Origin of the sequence: Paenibacillus sp. FSL R5-0749, assembly GCF_038595085.1 — a bacterium.
Classification (GTDB): Bacteria; Bacillota; Bacilli; order Paenibacillales; family Paenibacillaceae; genus Paenibacillus.
On record NZ_CP152005.1, the window covers coordinates 526,075 to 545,988 of the forward strand.

Sequence of the window (19,914 nt, forward strand, 5' to 3'; positions counted from 1 at the left end):
GATGAATGGAGAACGCAAAGGAGAACCGCGCATGGTTCCTAAGCATAAGCAAACCAGGCAGGGCAAGCTACGCTTTGGGCGGTCCTTGATGTCCAGATATATCATCCTGATTCTGGCGGCCGTATTATTCGTGCCCGTCGTTCTGCCGATCATATCCATCATATATGTTGTCGTAGTGAACAACACAAATACGAATCAAGCGGCACCGTACGGTGATGTTACCCGGATCAGTAACCTATGGTCGCGTGAAGCGGTGAACCTGAATGGTGCTTCAGATGAGGAGATTAAGGCCCGTTTGGAGCAATTACATGCATCGTACCCCAAGTCTTCCATGTATCGTGTGAATGCGAGCGGTGAGACCCTCTTTATTCTCGGTGGTGAAGATGTAACGCTTCTGAATTCCACATCGCCGGATGGCGGGACAGACACGACATTGAGATGGTCACTGGATTCCGGGAAAACGGCAGAGACTCGAATTCCGGCCATATGGAATGTGAGCAACACGGTTCAATTCATGAAAGAAGCTTCCTATCGAGATCCGCTAACCGTAGTTACATACATCGGTGGAGGTGAAAAGGACAAGGGACAGGGCTTCATGATCATAGAAGTGCCGCGATCACTTCTGCAAACGACACAGAGTAACTGGCCGATGGAGCTCCTGTATCTTGGCATTGTGATGACGATCATCTTCATGATTTTCATCATCATGTCGATTCTCTTCTTCGCGCGCATTCGCAAACGACTTATTCGCTTACAGACGGCGATGATGACCCCGGGCAAGGAGGGCATTCCGCTTCCGGTTGATATCCGCCGGTCAGATGAGATCGGTCAACTGGAGGAATCATTTAACCAGATGGTGCATCAACTGTCCGATAGCCGCCAGCGTGAGCGTGAGGAAGAACAATTGCGCAAACGTCTGATTGCGGGGCTTTCCCACGATCTACGCACCCCGCTAACGGTGATTCGTGGACATATGCATGCTTTGCATAAGGAAGCGCTAAGCGAGCAAGGTGACCGTTCATTACATCGCATGGAAGCGAAGATGGAGGATCTCGGCGGGCTCATTGACAACATGTTATCCTATAATTTGCTCACGAGCGGTAAATATACGCTGAAGCTGGAAGAGAAAGATATGCTGCGGATTGTCAGAGAAACGGCAGCGGCCTGGTATCCGGTCTGGGAGAAAGAGCAATTCGAAATTGATATTGATCTGCCGGATGAACCGTTGATCTGGCATATGGATGAACAAGGCATGCGCCGTATTCTGGATAATCTGTTCCAGAACGTGATCCGCCATGCCGCCAGCGGGAAATATATTGGCATCTCAACCCGGGAGATTCAGGGGGAGACGGCTATCGTTATTCAGGATCTCGGTCCGGGAATGCAGCAGGATTCCGACACCAAAGGCACAGGTCTGGGTTTATCCATTGTAGACCTGTTAATTCGTGAGATGGGACTGCGCAAGCGGGTAGACAGTTCCGATACGGGCGTTCGGACATACATCTACAGTGGTAAGGGAAGTAAGGACACAACGAACCCTTAAGATCTCTTTTTTAAACTAAACTTAAACTGGAGACCACCTTGGCTTTAACCTTGGAAGGTTACGATAGTTCCGAGGTGATCATACAGTGAGTGAAAATATTATTCAAACAGCGAATCTATGGAAAACATACCGGGACCGTGCAGCGGTCCGTGAACTTGATCTGCATATTAAAAAGGGAGATATCTACGGCTTCCTCGGTCCCAACGGTGCCGGCAAAACAACAACGATTCGCATGCTTCTCGGCTTGATTAAACCAACCAAAGGCGTGATCCGTGTCTTTGACAAGGATATCCGCAAGGAGCGCATGGACATTCTGCGCCGTGTGGGTTCCCTAGTGGAATACCCTTCTTATTACGGACATCTGAATGCGGTAGAGAATCTCGAAACTTTGCGCCGCATCCTCAATGTCCCGAAATCAAGAATTGCTGAAGTGCTGTCCATTGTAGATCTGACTAAGGATGCCAAACGTTCAGTGAAGGGGTATTCCCTTGGCATGAAGCAACGTCTGGGTATTGCCAGCGCTTTGCTGGGTGAACCGGAGCTGCTGATTCTGGACGAACCAACGAATGGGCTTGATCCGGCCGGTATTCAGGAGATTCGTGAACTGATCAAACGCATGCCTCTGGAACATGGCATTACCGTTCTCGTTTCCAGCCACTTGTTGAGTGAAGTCGAACAGATGGCAAGTCGTGTCGGCATTATCCGTGAAGGCAAGATGGTGCTCCAGGATACCATTGCGAGTCTGCATAGTCAGACGGGTAGTTCTATCCGCTTAACGGTTTCCGAGCCGGAAGAGGCCATGAAACTGGCGAGAGAGCAGGGGCAATTTGGTCAGCGACAAGGTTCTGCGTTAACGTTCCCTTATATGGATAACCCTTCGGTTGCACTGCTTGTGCGCCGATTAATTGAACAGGATCATGATGTGTATCGTGTTGAGGAACAGCGTCAGTCGCTGGAAGATCTGTTTATGCGGGTCATTGGCGAGGGGGCTTCCATATGACCGGACGTGCATTATCCTCGGACTGGCTCAAGATTCGGGGCAAGGGAATTTGGTTTCTCGTTTTTCTGGCCCCGTTTGGATTGACAGCGATGCAGGCGCTTAATTTTGGCTTACGGTTGGACTATCTGAAAGAACAGTATGCGGATAACCTGTGGGGCGGATTGCTCGGCAATGTAGTTGTCTTTGTACCGTTGTCCCTGATGCTGGGAGCAACCATTCTCAGCTCCATGATCGCGAGTGTCGAGCATGAACAAGGATCGTGGAAACAGTTGCTAGCGATGCCAATTTCAAGACCGGCCGTGTATCTGGCCAAGTTCTTGCTGGCTTGTCTGCTGCTGGTAATCTCCTGCCTACTACTAACCGCAGGAATTATAGGTCTGGGTCTGATCCTCGGATTCCATGCCAGTGAGATCCCTTGGACGCATGCCATCAAGCTGGGGCTGTTGCCATTAGCTGGTGCGCTTCCCGTGTTGTCGTTGGAGTTATGGCTCACAATGGTCAATAAAAATCAGGCGCTTCCCGTCACTCTGGGAATTGTTCTCGCGATAACAGGCATGTTCGCGCTCAGTATCTCACCGTATTTTCCACTTGCTTGGGCACAGATGGCTTGGAATGGACCTAATCCATATCTGTATGCAGGCATGGGGGCAGGTCTGGGTCTCTTGATCCTGTTGTTGGGTATGGTGCATTTTAGCCGGAAGGATGTGGCCTGATATGAGCTTTGCGACAACGTATTTTCGCATTCTATCGGCTGAGCGCTTGAAGATGGGCAAGTCACCCATATGGCTCCTGATTCTGTTAAGTCCACTTATTGCACTGCTCATCGGACTGTTGTCCACTCCATCAGGGAGTTGGCAGGTTTTGATGGGCACCATGGTCTTCTTGCACGGATTACTCCTGTTGCCGATGCTGACTGGCGTGTTTACGTCCTTTGTCTGTCGTTTCGAACATGCAGGAGGAGGGTGGAAGCAGATGCTGGTTCTGCCGCTCACACGTTCAGGTGTATACGCAGGCAAACTGACGATTGTACTTATGCTTCTGGCGGGTACACAAGTGTTGTTGTTGATATCCATTCTGCTGGCAGGCATGATCCATGGCATTACGATGCCAATACCTTGGGGATTCTTGGCGAGCAAACTGCTGCTTGGGCTGTTGGCCTGTGTACCACTGGCTGCCCTGCAGATGTTCGTTTCTCTCGTGTGGAGCAGCTTTGCTGCACCGCTCGCATTGAATTTTGCACTGACCGTGCCCAATATCCTCATCGTCAACTCAGCGGCATATGGACCGTATTATCCTTGGGCGCAACCGATGATTCTGATGACACCCGTAGACGGCGGAGGTTTCGGAGCCTATAACGTACCGCTGCTGACGCTGTTGTCAGTCGTTGGGGGCAGTGCTGTCATTTTCATAGGAATTGGTATGCTGTATTTTGCGAAGAAAGAAATCTGAATAATTGAATATATCCCTAGTTATCCTATGGCCAAGATCCTCTTTTAAGCAAAACATGCAACGTTCTATTGTATGTGAGCTTGAGGGGATTTTTTCTAATGTCTTACCCAACCGTCATGAATGGTCAGTTCCCGAATGATTTTGGCCGGCGCTCCGGCTACAAGTGTATTCTCGGGTACATCTTTGGTCACCGTGCTTCCAGCTGCCACGACGGCATTCCTGCCAATTGTCACGCCGGGCAGAATGAGCGCGCCTGTACCAATCCAGGCATTATCCTGAATGACAATTCGCTTGGCAGTCTGGCTCCCATCATCCAGTGAATCAATTCGGTGATAAGCACTGTCAAATATGCTTGTTCGAGGCCCGATCATGACGTTATTACCGATGGTCACCTCTACGTTGGCGGCGATCCCCACACCGGCATTAATCATGACGTCATCGCCAATCGTTAATCGCGCCCCTTTGACCACAGTTAGTTGGGTTCCCCAAGGTTTACCTATGATGTTAAGCCGCTTTCCCACCTGCAAATCACCATGTTTATTGAGATATACTTTTCCCCTGATCCGTGGCAGTAGGCCCATTGAGGGCTGAATTTTACCAAAAATGGTCAAGCCTCTTAATTTGCCATAGGCAATTTTAACTCTGTTGGGCAGCATGATTCATTCATCCTCACCTTCGTCAAAAACGTTTTTTAACGATTATAGCCTGTTTGATACAAAATGTATCGTTAATTTTATGTCGTGGCTTTCTACCTTATATAACTTACATGCATTAGGAAACGCCTTCTAAGCAAAAATTAAAATTCCAAGTATTACATCACACAACATGTGAATTAAATCATAGATTGTAAGCAAAATGAGACGAGAATCTGGTAAAATAAAAAAAGCTGTTTCTAGGCAGGCTTACATGGTTATTCGAGGGTAGGCCCATTTCGGCAAGGGATAATATATCCCTGTTGTTAGATGAAGATATTGGCTGAGAAAAGAGGGGTAAGCCTTGGATATTAATAAAACGGAAACCCTGAAGCGCATTATTTCTGAGGGAAGTTCTTACCAATCACTGTTTTTTAACCACCCGGATGCCATTTATGTGATGGACATCCATGGAAATTATATTGATGCTAATCCCTCGGTGGAGCGGATGTCGGGGTATACACTGGATGGCTTGATTCGTATGAATCAGAATCAGCTCTGTCCTCCGGACAGTGCAAATTTACGCAATGAATATATTAAAGAGGTACTGGCTGGACGTTCAGTCAGTAATTCCATTACCTTTTATCATAAAGATGGTTCCCTGAAACAAGCAGAGATCACGTATGTGCCTATAACGGATGGAAACGAAGTTGTAGGAATCTATGGTATTGCCAAAGATGTTACCGATATCCTGAGAGTGCAACGTGAGCTTAAGGAGGCACAGGAGAAATATCAGGTGCTGGCTGACCATGCACAAGATCTGATTACGACTTGTGCTATAGATGGAGAGTTGTTATATGTCTCACCTTCTGTGCACACCTTGCTGGGTTATAAGCCGGAGGAAGTCACAGGAAAGTCCTTCAAGGATTATTGTTATCCGGGAGATTACCCGGACCCTATGGATCTTTCCAAGATCGGCAATGGCTGCAAGATGCGTGTGTTGCACAAGAAGGGACACTATATCTGGATGGAGACCTTGGCGAAGCCTGTGACCGAAGAGCGTGGCAAGAGTGTCCAGATTGTAAGCATCAGCAGGGATATTACCCAGCATAAGGATGCGGACAGACGTCTTCGGGAAAGTCGTCAGCGATACAGATCGCTGTTCGAACATAATCCGGCAGCTGTGTATTCGTTGAATCTGGAAGGCAAGTATAGTGCTGTGAACAGCAAACTTGTGCAAATGCTGGATATTCCGCGTAATAAGCTGATTGGCAAATCTTTTCTATCCAATCTGGATAAATGTGAAGTGCAGTACGGCGAACACTATTTTGAAATGGTGAAGAAGGGTGAACCTCAGTATTATGAGACCCGAATCGTCAATTCCAGAGGTCGGAAGATTGAAGTATCCGTTACGAATGTGCCCATTATTGTGGATAAGGAAATGGTAGGCGTCTATGGTATCGTGTCCGATATTACCGAACGTAAGGAATACACGGAACGGATTCAGGAGCTAAGCAAGCAACATGAGCTGATCCTTAACACGGTGACAGAAGGAATATATGGTTTGGATGCGGATGGAGTCACCATGTTTATGAACCCTGCAGCAGCCTCCATGTTCGGTTATGAGGCGCAAGAGTTCATTGGCAAGAATTCACATCCGATTATCCATTGCACTCGTGCAGATGGAAGTCATTTCCCAATAGAAGAGTGCCCGATCCACATGACCGTGCTGGATGGACAAAGTCGTTCAATCAAAGAAGATGTGTTCTGGCGTAAAGATGGCAGCAGCTTTCTGGTGCAGTACCAGGTGACGCCGATTATTGAACAGGGACAGATTCAGGGCGCGGTGGTTGTGTTTAATGACGTGACTGGCGAGCGTGAAATTGTACGTGCTAAAGAGACGGCTGAGCTGGCAGCTCAGGCCAAGTCGGAATTTCTGTCGATGGTCAGCCATGAGATCCGGACACCGATGAACGGGATTGTGGGGATGACCGAATTATTGATCGGTACCGATCTGTCGGAAGAACAGCGTGAATATGCCGAGATTATTCAGGATAGTGGTGATGCACTGCTGAACATCCTTAATGATATTTTGGACTTTAGTAAGCTGGAATCCGGGAAAATGGCCTTGGCTTATGAGCCGTTTGCATTACGTAAGATGCTGGAACAGGTTGCCGAACTGTTTAAACCCCGCGCAGATGAGAAACATCTGGAAATCAGATATCGTCTCAATCCAAGCATCCCTGAATTCATGGTTGGTGACGCCATACGTATCCGGCAGATTCTGGTGAACTTGGTTGGCAATGCGCTTAAGTTCACGGATCAGGGAAGCATTGATGTTACCGTGGATATTATCAAAGGCAGAAAGCCTGAAGATAGCGTGCTTGATTTTGCTGTGCAAGATACGGGAATTGGCATCCCGGCTGACAAGCTGGATCAGTTGTTCCAGTCCTTCTCTCAACTGCATCCGGTGATTAACCGTAAATATGGTGGTACGGGGCTGGGACTGGTCATCTCCAAGCGACTCGTGGAGATCATGGGAGGTAGTATTAGTGTCGAGAGTACAGAAGGGGAAGGCTCAACCTTCCGATTTGCTGTTCCTGCGGCAAGTGTAGATGCTTCAGCCGAACAGACAGCAAGTCAGTTCCATCATGATCGTACACGTCAGAGTGACAAGGTCGCCATGCGTATTCTGGTGGCAGAGGATCATCCAGTGAACCGCAAGATTTTGCGAGAATATCTGGAGAAGCTGGGGTACCAGGCAGATGTGTGTACCAACGGCGTAGAAGCAATTGATGCCATCTCTCAGAATGCTTATGATATTGTTCTGATGGATATTCATATGCCGGTGATGGATGGACTTAAGGCGACAGACCTGTTACACCGCCTGATTCCAAGGGATCGTATACCTCCAATCATTGCAGTTACAGGCAATGCCAAACGTGAGGATAAGGAAGCTTGTCTGGAGATTGGTATGCGTGATTTTATTAGCAAACCGGTCATGCTAAGTGAGTTGAAACGGGTGTTACAGCAATGGGGGCCAAGGGACGAACCCCAGCTTGCACCGAACTGAATAACGATCTGTTAACGATAACGATGTAGCTGTGAAAATAACAAACGCAAACACGCCAATCATACTCCTCAGATGGAGTGTGATTGGCGTGTTTGCGTTGACAGGCTTTTCAAGATGAGCCGAAGCATATCGAAGTAGAGTGGTACACGAATGAGTTATGCTAATGTGAGACGATTGATATTGCCGGATAGTATCTCACAGGAATTATTGAATTTTTGGCGTTCCGCCGCATCCAGATTCAATTCAATCACCTCTTGAATGCCATCTCCTCCGATGATTGCAGGAACACCGACGCAGACATTATGTTGATTGTACTCACCATCCAGAATAGCGGATACGGCGATGATCTTGTGTTCATCATTGAGGATTGAACGGGTAATGTGCGCGAGGGCATTGCCGATTCCGAATTGAGTAGAGCCTTTACGGGTAAAGATCTCCCAACCGGCATCCTTCGTTTTGCGGGCAATATCGTCCAGATCCAGATGTTTGAAGCGCTCCTTGTGCTGATCCAAAATGTGCATAATCGGTTTGCCACCAATGGTCACATGTGACCAGGCCACGAACTGGGATTCTCCATGCTCCCCGAGCGCATAACCATGCACACTGCGTGGATCGATGGAGAAGACTTCAGACAGCAGCGTTTTGAGTCGTGAAGAGTCAATGGACGTCCCTGTGCCGATAACATGCTCACGGGGAAGACCTGATAACTTCCATACCATATAAGTTACTATGTCAACCGGATTAGCAGCGACGACAAAAATCCCGTTAAATCCACTGTTCATGATGGGAACCACGATGTCTTTGGCGATGGACTCTGCTTCCTCCAAAATATCCAGCCGTGTCTGTCCTGGCTTCGGATTCGCCCCTGCGGTTAAGATAATCACATCCATATTGCCACAATCCGCGTACGTGCCCGCATATACTTTGGTTCGGTTATGTGTAAAGTCCATACAATGGGAGAAATCCAGTGCCTGTGCTACGGCACGGTCATACGTCCGGTCAACCATCATAATTTCTCTGCATATGGATTGATTGATCATGGAATACGCACAACTTGAACCGACAAGGCCCGCCCCGATCACCGCTACTTTACCTGATTTGCCTAACACTTCCGTTCAGCCCCCAATTAGATTGATATTTTCCGTTACTAACGCGTTCTATGTTAAGTATAGTTCTTTATTTTATGCCGGAATGCACTTCTACGTTACATAAGATAACACACGAAAAAGCAGTACAGCAATGATATCCGCTATCGCGGGAGCGTATTGGAGTAACGGAGTTAACAAAATTGACATGAATAATTCATAATCATATGATTTGACGGCATTTGCACCTGTGTCATTCGACATGACAGCATTCATGCTCGTTGTCGGATTCGGGGTTATTTGTGCGGAATATATACCTGACAAAACTTCTTAGGAATCCGCAGAAACAGAACAAAACCGTCAAAGGGATCTGCCGAGAAGCCGACGAATACATACGGACAAGCAAAAGATTAACATACTTGATCCATGAGACAGGTTGCCCCGATCCGATGACGGTTCCAAAAAGGAACGCTGAAGCCGTAATGTTTTATCCAAGAGTCCATTCATAACTCACTAAAGGTATTATGAAATGGATTCCCAAAAGACTTCATTCCGGGAGGGAATTAATGATGATTGAAGAAGCAGGAGCAACGACGGAAACGGCCAAGAGCCTGGGCATAGGTGCCAGTACTCTTCGTAAATATGCGGCGGCACTGGAAGAGCAGGGATACCGGTTCGAACGTTCCGCCAACAAATCCAGACTATTCAAGTCCGACGACATCGAGTGCATTGAACGCCTCATGACCGAACTCAGAGAGCATAATCTGCCCTTGGCTGATGCTGTGGTGACTGTCTTGGCCCCAGAGGCACCTGTAGCTGTAGCGGAAATAGATGTACCTGTGGTGGGGATTGAAGGTCTTTCAGAGTCCGAATGTGCAGCGACAGTCATGCCATCAACATCTCCTGAGGGCCCGGAATCCATCGGCAATCTGAGATCCTATGAGGGTCTGGGACAACTGGTAAGTGAGGTAACATACGGTGCTGTAGAACAGCAGCAGGACGATCGGGTACAGTTGCTGCAACAGCGGGTTGATGAATTGGAGTTGACACTTCAGCACTTGGCAGAGACGCATATGGCCCTGCAGGAACAGATGGAGAAACAACGCCTATGGATGAATGAGAAGCTGGAGGAAGAGCGAGATCGCGAACTCGTGACCAATCTGCGCAGTTTCCAGGGAAGAAAACGCAAACCCAAAGGAGTATCCCTGCGTATGTTGTTTGGATTCCTGCCCAAGAAGCATAAGGAAGCTTAAGCAACGGACTATGGCTCATCGTGATTTTGCATGATCGGCCTGATATAATAAGCTCCATACAACATGAAGACTGGCCATGGATCGCTCGGTATAGAAACAGACCGGGATGAGTTCGGAAAGCTGGTGTGGGAGGATCTGTGGAGCTGCGACGAATTTGGCAAAGATTGCTCGGACTGTGGACAGACCGTCCTCGTCGGAAAGGGACGGCCCTTGCTGAGCGATATACAATACAGGAATTGCTGGGTATGGGGAGCTATGGGCTGACATACCTGTGTACAGATGAGCAGAACGGCAGGGAAGTGGCGTTGAAGGAGTCCAAGCCCAGCAAGGGAAGACTCGCTGCACATCTGCTGGAGCGGGAGGCGGACGTGATGAAACTTCTGCATCATCCGGCGATTCCCGATCTATTGGATGTGTTCACATTCGGGAGACGAAGTTATATCGTTACCGAGTATATTCGTGGCCAGACGCTGGAAGATTGCATATTTGAGCAAGGTCTTCGATATACGGAGCGGGAATGTCTGGAATTGGCTGGTCAACTACTGGCGCCAGTGGCTCATGTGCATGAGCAGGGATATATTCATGGAGATGTGCGGATTCCCAATGTTATTTTACGTGAAGGGAAGGTGCATCTAATTGACTTTGGCCTGGCGAGACGCTTGGGGGAGCCGTTGTTGCCGGAGTTAAAGCGACGTATGCGTGAAGTCCCTGAGCCTGAAGATGAACCCGCTACACCGGATCATGACTTGCAGGATATCGGCCACTTTCTTCTCTTTATGCTGTATTCGGCTTACGAGCCAGAGAAGGGTCGTGAACCTGCCAGCTGGCAGGAGGAACTTAAGCTTACGCCGGAATTGCACCAGATGCTGGAGCGGCTCCTGGGACTTCGCCCGGGTTATGAAGGCGGAGCAATGGAGTTACGGGCAGAGATGGAACGTGTGTTGATGAAGGTAAGATGAATAAGTTCTATAGGCGGACCTATATTGGTTATTCGTGACCTCTTCGTATGATATCTGTAGGGGTCTTTTTCCTTTTTACTGATACATGCATAACGTATCAGAACAGTGGGTTGAATGATATAATGAATAACAATTATACGTTGAAGGAGGCGATTCATCATATGCTTAAAAAACTGGAAGGCGATCATGCCGAATTATTCAAAACGTGGTTTCATAGCAAAAAAGATACCATTGTGGATATCGAAGGAAAGCATTATTTAATCAAGTCGCTGGAAAACGTCGTTCAGGAAGAAATAGAAAGTGATCACGAACTCAAAACTTTAATTTTACATGCCAAGAAGGATATCTCTTCGGGTAGGGTCTACTCCACAGATGATATAATTGACGCAATTGAAAAAGGGAATTTATAGATGTTGATCCAGTGGACACCTTCAGCAAGACAGGCTCTCGCTCAAATCGGCAGTGTTCGTTTCACTCAGGAAGAAACAAAGCTCTATTTAAAGTGTATTACTCGTTCTCGGTGGATAAGCGAATTTGCTTCATTGAGGCATTAAGACATCAAAATCAGCAAAATTGATACATACATATAAAGAAACAATAAAGGGGTGTTCTGTTAGCCGTGTGTATGGCTAGCGAACACCCCTTTATTTTTGTTACATCATTGATATATGGACCTGTCCACTGAGCAGGCTGATGATTACTTTTTAGTAGCAGGAGTAAAGGCCGCTTAGCTGGAGCTGTATTTTCTGCTTTTGTAATACCCGGAGCCACTGCGGCTGTCCCTATATTTCACATCCGAAGAAGAATAGCGCTTGTAGGAACGCTTGCCGGAGGAACTGCTGTGACGTTTATATGAGCGTCTGTCCGAAGAACTGTAACGTTTGCGGTGAGATGAAGATTTGGAATCGATAAGTTTACCGATGATTTTTTTGAACATGAGCTTTCACCCTTTCGACTTCAACTGTTTTAACCATATACGTGGCCAGATCCGAAGGGGTTTCGAGTTTTTCATGGATAATTGTATTCATTGGACAGGAGCTTGGCGTATAATAGGATGTTGCTGTTGCACGACATTTTTTATTTTGCGCGTTTAGCGTTACAATAGAGGACAGGATAAGATTTTAACGGACAGGAGTAGTTGTTATGATTACGTTGAAGACCAAAGAGCAGATTGAATATATGAAAAAAGCCGGAGAAATTCTCGCCGCGTGCCATAGAGAAATTGCAAAGATGATTCGTCCGGGCATTACGACACAGGAGATCGACCAGTTTGCAGAGGCTTTTATGAAGAAAAATGGCGCTACGCCGGAACAAAAGGGATATAACGGATACCAATATGCGACATGTGCGTCGGTTAATGATGTGATCTGTCATGGGTTTCCGGGAAAATATGCACTGAAAGACGGCGATATCGTTACCATCGACATGGTGGTTAATCTGAATGGCTGGCTCGCCGATTCGGCTTGGTCATATGCTGTAGGTGAAGTAACCCCAGAAGCGCAACATCTGCTGGATGTAACCAAAAAGTCACTGTACAAAGGTATTGAATTGGCCGTGGTGGGTAACCGGATCGGCGATATCTCCCATGCCATTCAAGTCTATGCAGAGGGTGAAGGTATGTCGGTTGTACGCGAGTTTATTGGACACGGCATTGGTGAGAAGATGCATGAGGAACCACAAGTCCCTCACTATGGTCCGCCACATCGGGGTCCACGTCTGAAGGAAGGTATGGTTATTACGATTGAACCGATGTTGAACATTGGTACGTATCGCAGCAAGCTGGATTCGGATGGATGGACTGCACGTACTATGGATGGAAGTCTGTCTGCCCAGTATGAACATACGATTGCGATCACAGCAGACGGTCCTGTGATTTTGACAGCACAATAATAGCTAAAAGCAGCTACAATGTGACGATATTTGCATATTTCAAGGCGGCCCACGTTTGTGATCCGCCTGTTTCGGTTTAAACTAATAAGAAGTGATAACACAGAGCCAGTGGTGAGGGATCTCAGCTGACAAGGGTTAACCTTGCGTCCACTTGGCAACAAGGAGGTAATTTTGGTGTCTGTAAATAAACAGATCGTACTTGCGTCTCGTCCCGAAGGTGCCCCATCCAGAGGAAATTTCAAATTTATTGATGCACCTCTTCCTGAACCGGAAGCTGGGCAAGTCCTGGTACGTACATTATATTTGTCGGTCGATCCGTACATGCGGGGCCGCATGAAAGATACAAAGTCCTATGCTGCACCGTACGCGTTGAATGAAGTGATTAAGGGTGGAGCCATTGGGCAGGTTGTGGAATCTTCGGAACCTAATCTGCGCAAAGGAGATCTCGTATCCGGCATGTGGGGCTGGCAACAATACGCCGCAGTGAATACAACGGATTTGTCGCTGATTGATACCGAAGAGGCACCAATCACGGCATACCTGGGCGCACTGGGCCTGACGGGTCTGACAGCTTATTTTGGCATGGAAGATATTGGAAAGCCGAAGGACGGCGAAACGGTTGTTGTATCGGGAGCAGCCGGAGCGGTAGGCATGATCGCAGGTCAGATTGGTAAAATCGTAGGAGCACGCGTAGTCGGTATTGCAGGCTCTGATGAGAAATGCGTCTATTTGAAAGAAAAACTGGGCTTCGACGTGGTATTGAACTACAAGAAAGAGCCGGATATATCAGCGGCCATTGAACGGGCTTGCCCGGATGGCGTGGACGTCTACTTCGACAATGTGGGCGGCGACATCTCGGATGCAGTCTTGCGCCACATTAATCGGAATGCACGTATTCCGTTATGCGGTCAGATCTCGTCTTATAATCTGGAGAAACCGGATATCGGGATGCGTCCACAGACGTTGCTCTTAACCAATACAGCATTAATGAAAGGGTTCCTGTTGGGTGACTACACCAAATCCTTCAAGGAAGGCCGCGCCAAGTTGGCGAAATGGATCAAGGAAGGTCATCTCCAGTATGAAGAAAACATTGTGGACGGGTTTGAACAGACGCCAGAAGCATTCATGGGCCTATTCTCTGGAGATAATCTGGGCAAGCAGCTGGTTAAGGTTGCAGATCCAGAATAGATATCGCATGGTTTTACAATTTAATAAGTAGATGAAAACGAAAAGACACGTTCTGCACACCGATGGTGTATCAGAACGTGTCTTTTTTCTGTAGATCTGTGTGTGGGCTGCTTATGATGACTAGTGTTCGGCAACCAGCACTTCTTTGTAGTGTTTGTACATATATACACGCCAGCGTACAATCATGCCGAAGGCCAATAGGAAGAATAGTCCGCCTGTTTGCGGAATGCTTACATATCGCTGAATGACTTCATGCAGAATTAAGCGTACGGCCAGCAATCCAAGCAGAATGAAAGCAAAGCTGCGGGAGCGCGTGGCGAAAATCTCTTCACCTACTCGTTCAAACCGTGTACTGCGAATGAGGGGATAGGAGAAAAGGAACCAGCCCACCAGAAATGCAATGAATGCCCAGAGTAAAGGAATATGTGTCTCCGGTACAACAAACATAAGAAATCCTGTGCTCATGCCGAGCGGGGGAATAAGGATTTTGCGAATGGTCACCGGTCTGTGACTGGCTTTCATGCGGATGAAGATGGCAAGCAGTGCCATGACGAGCATGCCCACGGTTGCTCCAATTTGCAGGTAGTACGGACTGATTTGAGCCACGTAGAACTCCCTCTTTCTGGAATAATATATTATCCGTAGATCCGGAACCCAGTACGAATTGCCGGAATTTTCAGTTCCTATTATATCACAAACGCATATAGCCGATAGAAAGCTTAGTGTATCATATACCCGATATGTATTCACAGGGTTTATTTGAAATTTTTGTATTATTGTGCCCGTTGTAAGGCCGTTTATTCGATTAAGGGGAAATCATACAATGATTGGACAACAATGGATGTATACTAAGCTCATCGGTTCACATCATACGGGATGGCTTGCAGGTAATACAGATTGGCTGGTACATGTGGTTAGCCTCATATGTGCAAGTGTACTGATTCTTTTGCTGGTTATCTATAGTTATATTTTATGGTTGAAGTATAACAGCAAACGCAGGGAAAAAGTTAAGACAACACTGAGGCAGGAATTACTTGCAGAAGGTTCATATCTACAGCAATATCTGAACAACGGAGAAATCGGTGTAGATGTATTGAATATGACTGGAGATCAACAGATCGTTTTGCAGCAGTTGTTATTGGAAAGGCTCGCTCAAGGTCCGGTAGAGCAGGAGATTCTGCGAATTCGTCTATTATCCTGGCAAGTCTTCGGAAGTTCATACCGGTCCGTTCTGAAGACGGGAAAGTGGAGTGAATGGGTCAACACGTTGTTATATATTGAACAGTTTCATATGGTGGAGCTTCTGCCGAGGTTAGAGGATATGCTCCGTGTTACCTCCTGCACACCGCTTGAACGCTTCATCATTTTGCGCATATATGCCAGAACCGGTTATTTCCGAATTGTGAAGGAATTGATGCGTGAGCAATGTGTATGGTCCAATTCGCAGGTTCTGCAGATTCTGCTGCTGCTTACCGATTCGTCCTGGACTCGTCTGAAGGATCATTTCAAGAATGTACCTTATCAGGTCCAGTCCAATATCGTCCATGCCATTCGTATTCGGGATGACCAGACGGAGAGTGCTTTTATTTTGCTGGATAAGCTCATTCTTGAAGAGGATGCACTGCTGCGTACCCATGCTTATCAGGCATTGGCTCAAGTGGGCAGATGCCGTGAAGATATGCTGAAGGGTCTATTGCTGGTATGGAACGAAGCTGGCGAGGAAAGACAACGTTCTGAAAGACTAACAGTGACCCGGCTTATGGGCGATATTCATGCGGATGCTTTTATTCCTCGACTGAAGGTGATGATGGGTGATCCTTCTTTTCAGATCAGACAGGAGGCGGCGAATTCCCTCGCCCGTTACGACCAGGGACTTGAAGAACTCCGGGATACAGCTGTAAACCATCCGGATAGATATGCAAGGCAGATAGCGGAAGAAACGCTGGAAAGGATGCAGTATGGACGAAAGATGGATTGAGATGCTGCGGAGTTTTGTTTTGGCATGTTACGAGGGGATATTTGTCTATCTGGTGCTAGCGATTGTGATGTGCAGTGTTCTGGTAGTTGCTGCCGCTCGCACAATGATCCTGAGAAGGGATCTGGACCCGCTGCAATATCATGAGATGTTGGACGAAGAATTGGCTCCGGCGGTATCTCTGCTTGTTCCGACGCGTAATAGCGAGAATACGATCGTGCAGCGAATTAACGGTCTATTGGAGATTCAATATGCACGCTATGAAGTTATTATCATTAATGACGGATCAGAGGATGGAACAATGCCGCGGTTAATGGAAACCTATGATCTGATGCCCATTCGGAGTAAAGTTCATTACTCGGGACTCGGTCAGGAGACGGCTCAGATTAAAGGTGTCTACCAATCCAGGCTGCATCATCGTCTGATTGTGATCGACAAGGCGTATGGAGGACGAATGGACTCCTTAAATGCAGGTCTGAATATCTCGCAATATCCTTATATCGCCTCTGTTGGACCCCGGACATTTCTGGAACGGGATGCACTGGTGAAGATTATGAAACCCGTTATGGATGCTCTACCAGGAGAAGAGGTCGTTGCTTGTAGTGGACGAGTAGATCTTATGGTTCCTAGAAATACGGCTCATGCGGAATTGACGGATAATAGCACAACACCGACGGGCAGTACGTTGTATGTGATGCAAAGCATTGAATACGTGCGTGCTTTTTTAATTGGCGGTGTGGGACTCGTTCGTTACAATATTAATGTGCTTTTATTTACGGCTCAAGTATTCGGTGTATTCAAAAAGAACCGGGTGATGGAAGTCGGTGGTTATAGGCGCGGTGATCAGGCCGGTCACATGGAACTTGTGATGCGGTTGCAAAAACATATGAAGCGAATTCGGGAACGGGGTCGTATTATATACATTCCCGATCCGATCTGCAGGGTAGAAGTACCGGGTACATGGCGTCAGCTGCGCAGACAGCGAACCCGCTGGTATATGCAGCTTGCGAGCAGTCTATGGGCCCAGCGGAGCATGATTTTTAATCCAGCCTTCGGCTGGATGGGGATGGTATCCATCCCGTATTTTATTCTGATCGAATTGCTGGGACCTGTGATGGAACTGGGAGCGTTATTGCTGTTCATCTCAGGCATAGGACTTCAGTTGGTAGATATCAACCTGTGCATCATTATTGCTCTACTGCTGATGCTCTACGGTTCACTGTTTTCCGCAGGTATGGTCATGTTCGAAATATGGTGTTCACGCAAAGCGTACACGTCCAGAGAGGTGACGCGTCTGCTAGTATACGCTTGTTCGGAGACGTTCTGGTTCAGACCGCTGAACAATATATTTCGTATGATTGGCATCTTGCATGCTATGGGATTGAGGAAGGCAGAGGAGAAGGAGATCAGGAATGGATTGGGGTAATCTAACGGTAACTTGGGCCATACCTTGGAACAAAGCAAGGAGGAAGATGCTTCATGAAAAAAAGTTACAGGCCAGCCACGATGTGGACGCTGGCTTGTTTTACAGTGGTATCGGTGGTGCTGGTTGTCCCCTGGATTATGTGGCAATCTCAGGCCCCTGTCCCGCTGAACATCATGATTATTGACAAAAGCAGACCAGACTCGTCCTATCAGGGGCATAAGGGATTAGTCTGGCTTCTGAATCAGCAGAAGATTGTACAGCACACAGGGGAATACTACTCATACGAAGAGGATTATTACGGCTATGATATTCAGAACGGGCTTCCCCGGATGAAGCAACTGCTGCCAGATGAGGTCACTGATACGGATCTGATCTATCTGACGGCGAACCGGAGTAGTCTGTCTGCACAGAAGAAGGGACGGAAACAAGACGGAATCTATGAAGGACTAACGATATATGATACCCAGAAGATTCGCGAGGCTGCGTATAAAGGGGTAACGATTGTTGCCGAATACAGTGCAATGGCGAATACGGCTTCGAAGATGACGAGAGAGCAGCTGTATCCCATCTTGGGGGTGAACAGCAGTGGATGGCAAGGGAAATCGGTATCTAATCTGCAAAGCATGGAAGAAGTCCCTCAGTGGGTTCAGGCGAGTTATGAGCAGCGAGAGAAGAAAAAATGGCCTTATTCCGGAGCCGGTATTCTGCTAGTTGGTTCAGATGGGCAGGTTATCGTGCTGGAGAAAGGCACGGACGTAAAGACAGGAGATGTACAGGTTGCATTTACACAGGAAGGCAGAGATTGGAGTGGCATAAGCCAGGACATTCAATACAGTGGCTGGTTTGATATCATTTTGCCGCAACAACAGGATTCCATATTGGCTTGGTATAAGACTGATCTGACGGAGGCAGGCCAGCAGAAGCTGGCGAATGCAGGAATACCTGCGGAATTTGCTGCACTTGTGCGCTACGACGACTATAATCGATCGTATTACATGGCAGGGTCATTCGGAGAGATGAAGCATTATTCCTTCTGGCGCCGAATTCGGGGATGGGAGGTCGTCCGGTCCAAACTTACGCCAGATCAGAAAGATATTCCTGACATGTTCTACTGGAAGGTGTATGTGCCCGTGATGAAGCATATTTTAGAGGAAGTGCAGGATGGACGGCAGCAATGGCCATAGGATGGTTGTAAAGAAAAAACGTTCGGATGGGGAACAGACGGCGAAAGGCCGTTCTACCCGACTGAGGAACGGGAGATGTACATATTAGAGAAGGTGCGTAGATGTAAGGCGTAAAAGTGTAGTTGAGTGCCAAGGCGGATTAAGCAAGGGTCAGTTTGCGAAGTGAAATGGGACTGGGAAACTTACATTTATTTCAGCCGCTCATTGCCATGAGTGAGTAATGAAACTTGTTGCGGGGTTGGTAAAAAGAATCATCCCACTGCGGGCGGCGTGAGCTATAGCAGAAATGGTATTAAAAAAGTGGTACTACTTACTGTGTGCATTATGATCAGAAGTACCGTACGTAGCACGATCTAACGAACCCAGCACATCTTATTCGGCCCAATGGGGTACATTGGCAGATCTAACGAATCACAGACACGTTAAATGACGGAATATGCTCATTTTTACTATTCAACTGCGAGTTTTCTGCGAAATAAGACGTGTGGAGTTCGTTAGTTTTTGTTAATTACTCTAATCGTCGTTATAGAGTGTCCTCGGTTCGTTAGATTTCAGTTACAGGTTAGTCAGAGGCACCATTCAAGGTATCTCGCAACCAAAACGCTCTTTTTCTTTGGTATCAACAGAAATGGTAAATAACGCAATGCGATGAAAGTCGAGTTCAAAGTGGGTGTTACTGTGTTGAAAGTACTTAGCGTAATTGGCGTAACTATAACATTATGATTGTCGAATTCATGGGGGATACCCGTAGTACACAGCAATGCAATAAGGACTGCAGCGGATCTGCAGTCCTTTTTCATGATGAAATGCTTGCTTTGTTAGTCCTGATGAAGATGTCGGAGTCCATGCAGGAAGGCGGATACGGTCAGACGCAGACTTTCGTCTGGATCAAAATTCATGCCGAAGCCGCCCTGTGCCTCAATGGAAGCAAATCCATGGCAGAGGCTCCGCAAACCACGAACAGCGTGCAAGGCGTCTGCTTCGGTTAGCGGGTAGGGCTGCAAGCTGTGCAGCAGCAGCTCCAGTGTGGCTGTGCTGGCCGCAGCGAGCTGTGGCTCCTCGCGGTCCGGAGCATGAAATGAGGCTTCGTAGAGCCCAGGGTGCTCGCGAACGAAGCCAATGTATGCCGCAGCGATGGCCTGGATGGCATCGTCGCCTGTGCGGTCAGCCGTAGCCGTGGTTAATGCTCGGCTGAGCTGTTGTACGGACATCAGCGCCATTTCCTGGCGAAGCCCGGGAAGTCCGCTGATGTGGTTG

At 47.6% G+C, this 19,914-nt stretch carries 18 protein-coding genes; 13 read left to right on the forward strand and 5 right to left on the reverse strand.

From position 1 onward, the window contains the following. Positions 1-31 precede the first annotated feature (31 nt). The 4 genes from MKY85_RS02500 (at position 32) to MKY85_RS02515 (ending at position 3,992) form a co-directional block, all read left to right on the forward strand. Positions 32-1,543 (forward strand): HAMP domain-containing sensor histidine kinase, encoded by a 1,512-nt coding sequence (locus MKY85_RS02500; RefSeq protein ID WP_342571695.1) that lies wholly within the window; start codon positions 32-34, stop codon positions 1,541-1,543. 85 nt (positions 1,544-1,628) lie between these two features. Further along, positions 1,629-2,543 carry an ABC transporter ATP-binding protein gene (locus tag MKY85_RS02505; RefSeq protein WP_339239272.1) on the forward strand — a complete coding sequence of 305 codons (915 nt, stop codon included), beginning with the start codon at positions 1,629-1,631 and terminating at the stop codon, positions 2,541-2,543. Next, positions 2,540-3,256 (forward strand): ABC transporter permease, encoded by a 717-nt coding sequence (locus MKY85_RS02510; protein ID WP_339239273.1) that lies wholly within the window; start codon positions 2,540-2,542, stop codon positions 3,254-3,256. Before MKY85_RS02505 ends, MKY85_RS02510 begins: the two co-directional genes overlap by 4 nt. Position 3,257: 1 nt before the next feature. Then, complete coding sequence (locus MKY85_RS02515; protein ID WP_342571696.1) at positions 3,258-3,992, forward strand: ABC transporter permease; 735 nt, start codon at positions 3,258-3,260, stop codon at positions 3,990-3,992. A gap of 95 nt (positions 3,993-4,087) precedes the next feature. Here MKY85_RS02515 and MKY85_RS02520 read toward each other — a convergent pair whose 3' ends face one another. Then, the gene (locus tag MKY85_RS02520) at positions 4,088-4,648 is read right to left on the reverse strand and encodes a DapH/DapD/GlmU-related protein (RefSeq protein WP_342571697.1); all 561 of its coding nucleotides are present in this window, start codon (positions 4,646-4,648) and stop codon (positions 4,088-4,090) included. Between the two features lie 340 nt (positions 4,649-4,988). Here MKY85_RS02520 and MKY85_RS02525 point away from each other — a divergent pair, with 340 nt between their 5' ends. Continuing rightward, a complete protein-coding gene (locus MKY85_RS02525) occupies positions 4,989-7,697 on the forward strand; it encodes a PAS domain S-box protein (protein WP_342571698.1) in 2,709 nt (902 codons plus the stop codon). 155 nt (positions 7,698-7,852) lie between these two features. Here the strand turns inward: MKY85_RS02525 and MKY85_RS02530 are convergent, their stop codons facing one another. Further along, positions 7,853-8,806: an L-lactate dehydrogenase gene (locus tag MKY85_RS02530; protein WP_339258566.1), complete on the reverse strand. Its 954-nt coding sequence runs from the start codon at positions 8,804-8,806 to the stop codon at positions 7,853-7,855. A 542-nt stretch (positions 8,807-9,348) separates the two neighbouring features. Between MKY85_RS02530 and MKY85_RS02535 the strand changes: the two genes are divergently transcribed. The 3 genes from MKY85_RS02535 (at position 9,349) to MKY85_RS02545 (ending at position 11,404) form a co-directional block, all read left to right on the forward strand. Continuing rightward, on the forward strand, positions 9,349-10,035 hold the full coding sequence (locus MKY85_RS02535) for a hypothetical protein (protein WP_342571699.1): 687 nt from the start codon (positions 9,349-9,351) through the stop codon (positions 10,033-10,035). 137 nt (positions 10,036-10,172) lie between these two features. Continuing rightward, positions 10,173-10,994, forward strand: a complete 822-nt coding sequence (locus tag MKY85_RS02540) for a protein kinase (protein WP_342571700.1) — start codon at positions 10,173-10,175, stop codon at positions 10,992-10,994. Positions 10,995-11,155: 161 nt separating this feature from the next. Then, positions 11,156-11,404, forward strand: a complete 249-nt coding sequence (locus MKY85_RS02545) for a hypothetical protein (protein WP_342571701.1) — start codon at positions 11,156-11,158, stop codon at positions 11,402-11,404. A gap of 317 nt (positions 11,405-11,721) precedes the next feature. Here the strand turns inward: MKY85_RS02545 and MKY85_RS02550 are convergent, their stop codons facing one another. Next, complete coding sequence (locus MKY85_RS02550) at positions 11,722-11,931, reverse strand: hypothetical protein (protein WP_017690946.1); 210 nt, start codon at positions 11,929-11,931, stop codon at positions 11,722-11,724. A gap of 206 nt (positions 11,932-12,137) precedes the next feature. Between MKY85_RS02550 and map the strand changes: the two genes are divergently transcribed. After that, complete coding sequence (gene map / locus MKY85_RS02555; protein ID WP_342571702.1) at positions 12,138-12,884, forward strand: type I methionyl aminopeptidase; 747 nt, start codon at positions 12,138-12,140, stop codon at positions 12,882-12,884. Between the two features lie 174 nt (positions 12,885-13,058). Beyond that, on the forward strand, positions 13,059-14,072 hold the full coding sequence (locus MKY85_RS02560; RefSeq protein ID WP_342571703.1) for an NADP-dependent oxidoreductase: 1,014 nt from the start codon (positions 13,059-13,061) through the stop codon (positions 14,070-14,072). Positions 14,073-14,192: 120 nt separating this feature from the next. Here the strand turns inward: MKY85_RS02560 and MKY85_RS02565 are convergent, their stop codons facing one another. Continuing rightward, the gene (locus MKY85_RS02565) at positions 14,193-14,678 is read right to left on the reverse strand and encodes a cytochrome c biogenesis protein CcdC (protein ID WP_338590424.1); all 486 of its coding nucleotides are present in this window, start codon (positions 14,676-14,678) and stop codon (positions 14,193-14,195) included. Positions 14,679-14,895: 217 nt separating this feature from the next. Between MKY85_RS02565 and MKY85_RS02570 the strand changes: the two genes are divergently transcribed. Genes MKY85_RS02570 through MKY85_RS02580 form a run of 3 tightly spaced genes read left to right on the forward strand, consistent with a single transcriptional unit; the run spans position 14,896 to position 18,657 of the window. Beyond that, complete coding sequence (locus MKY85_RS02570) at positions 14,896-16,050, forward strand: HEAT repeat domain-containing protein (RefSeq protein ID WP_342571704.1); 1,155 nt, start codon at positions 14,896-14,898, stop codon at positions 16,048-16,050. Next, positions 16,031-17,473: a glycosyltransferase gene (locus MKY85_RS02575; protein WP_342571705.1), complete on the forward strand. Its 1,443-nt coding sequence runs from the start codon at positions 16,031-16,033 to the stop codon at positions 17,471-17,473. Before MKY85_RS02570 ends, MKY85_RS02575 begins: the two co-directional genes overlap by 20 nt. 53 nt (positions 17,474-17,526) lie before the next feature. Further along, positions 17,527-18,657, forward strand: a complete 1,131-nt coding sequence (locus tag MKY85_RS02580) for a hypothetical protein (protein ID WP_342571706.1) — start codon at positions 17,527-17,529, stop codon at positions 18,655-18,657. An 818-nt stretch (positions 18,658-19,475) separates the two neighbouring features. On the opposite strand, the gene MKY85_RS02585 is transcribed toward MKY85_RS02580, so the two are convergent. After that, positions 19,476-19,868, reverse strand: a complete 393-nt coding sequence (locus MKY85_RS02585; RefSeq protein WP_342573257.1) for a TetR-like C-terminal domain-containing protein — start codon at positions 19,866-19,868, stop codon at positions 19,476-19,478. Positions 19,869-19,914: the final 46 nt, after the last annotated feature.

Coding starts and splice junctions, on each gene's coding strand:
- MKY85_RS02500 (WP_342571695.1), top strand. CDS start 32: ATGGTTCCTAAGCATAAGCAAACCAGGCAGGGCAAGCTACGCTTTGGG.
- MKY85_RS02510 (WP_339239273.1), top strand. CDS start 2,540: ATGACCGGACGTGCATTATCCTCGGACTGGCTCAAGATTCGGGGCAAG.
- MKY85_RS02515 (WP_342571696.1), top strand. CDS start 3,258: ATGAGCTTTGCGACAACGTATTTTCGCATTCTATCGGCTGAGCGCTTG.
- MKY85_RS02520 (WP_342571697.1), bottom strand. CDS start 4,648: ATGCTGCCCAACAGAGTTAAAATTGCCTATGGCAAATTAAGAGGCTTG.
- MKY85_RS02535 (WP_342571699.1), top strand. CDS start 9,349: ATGATGATTGAAGAAGCAGGAGCAACGACGGAAACGGCCAAGAGCCTG.
- MKY85_RS02545 (WP_342571701.1), top strand. CDS start 11,156: ATGCTTAAAAAACTGGAAGGCGATCATGCCGAATTATTCAAAACGTGG.
- MKY85_RS02550 (WP_017690946.1), bottom strand. CDS start 11,931: ATGTTCAAAAAAATCATCGGTAAACTTATCGATTCCAAATCTTCATCT.
- map (WP_342571702.1), top strand. CDS start 12,138: ATGATTACGTTGAAGACCAAAGAGCAGATTGAATATATGAAAAAAGCC.
- MKY85_RS02570 (WP_342571704.1), top strand. CDS start 14,896: ATGATTGGACAACAATGGATGTATACTAAGCTCATCGGTTCACATCAT.
- MKY85_RS02575 (WP_342571705.1), top strand. CDS start 16,031: ATGGACGAAAGATGGATTGAGATGCTGCGGAGTTTTGTTTTGGCATGT.
- MKY85_RS02580 (WP_342571706.1), top strand. CDS start 17,527: ATGAAAAAAAGTTACAGGCCAGCCACGATGTGGACGCTGGCTTGTTTT.
- MKY85_RS02585 (WP_342573257.1), bottom strand. CDS start 19,868: ATGTCCGTACAACAGCTCAGCCGAGCATTAACCACGGCTACGGCTGAC.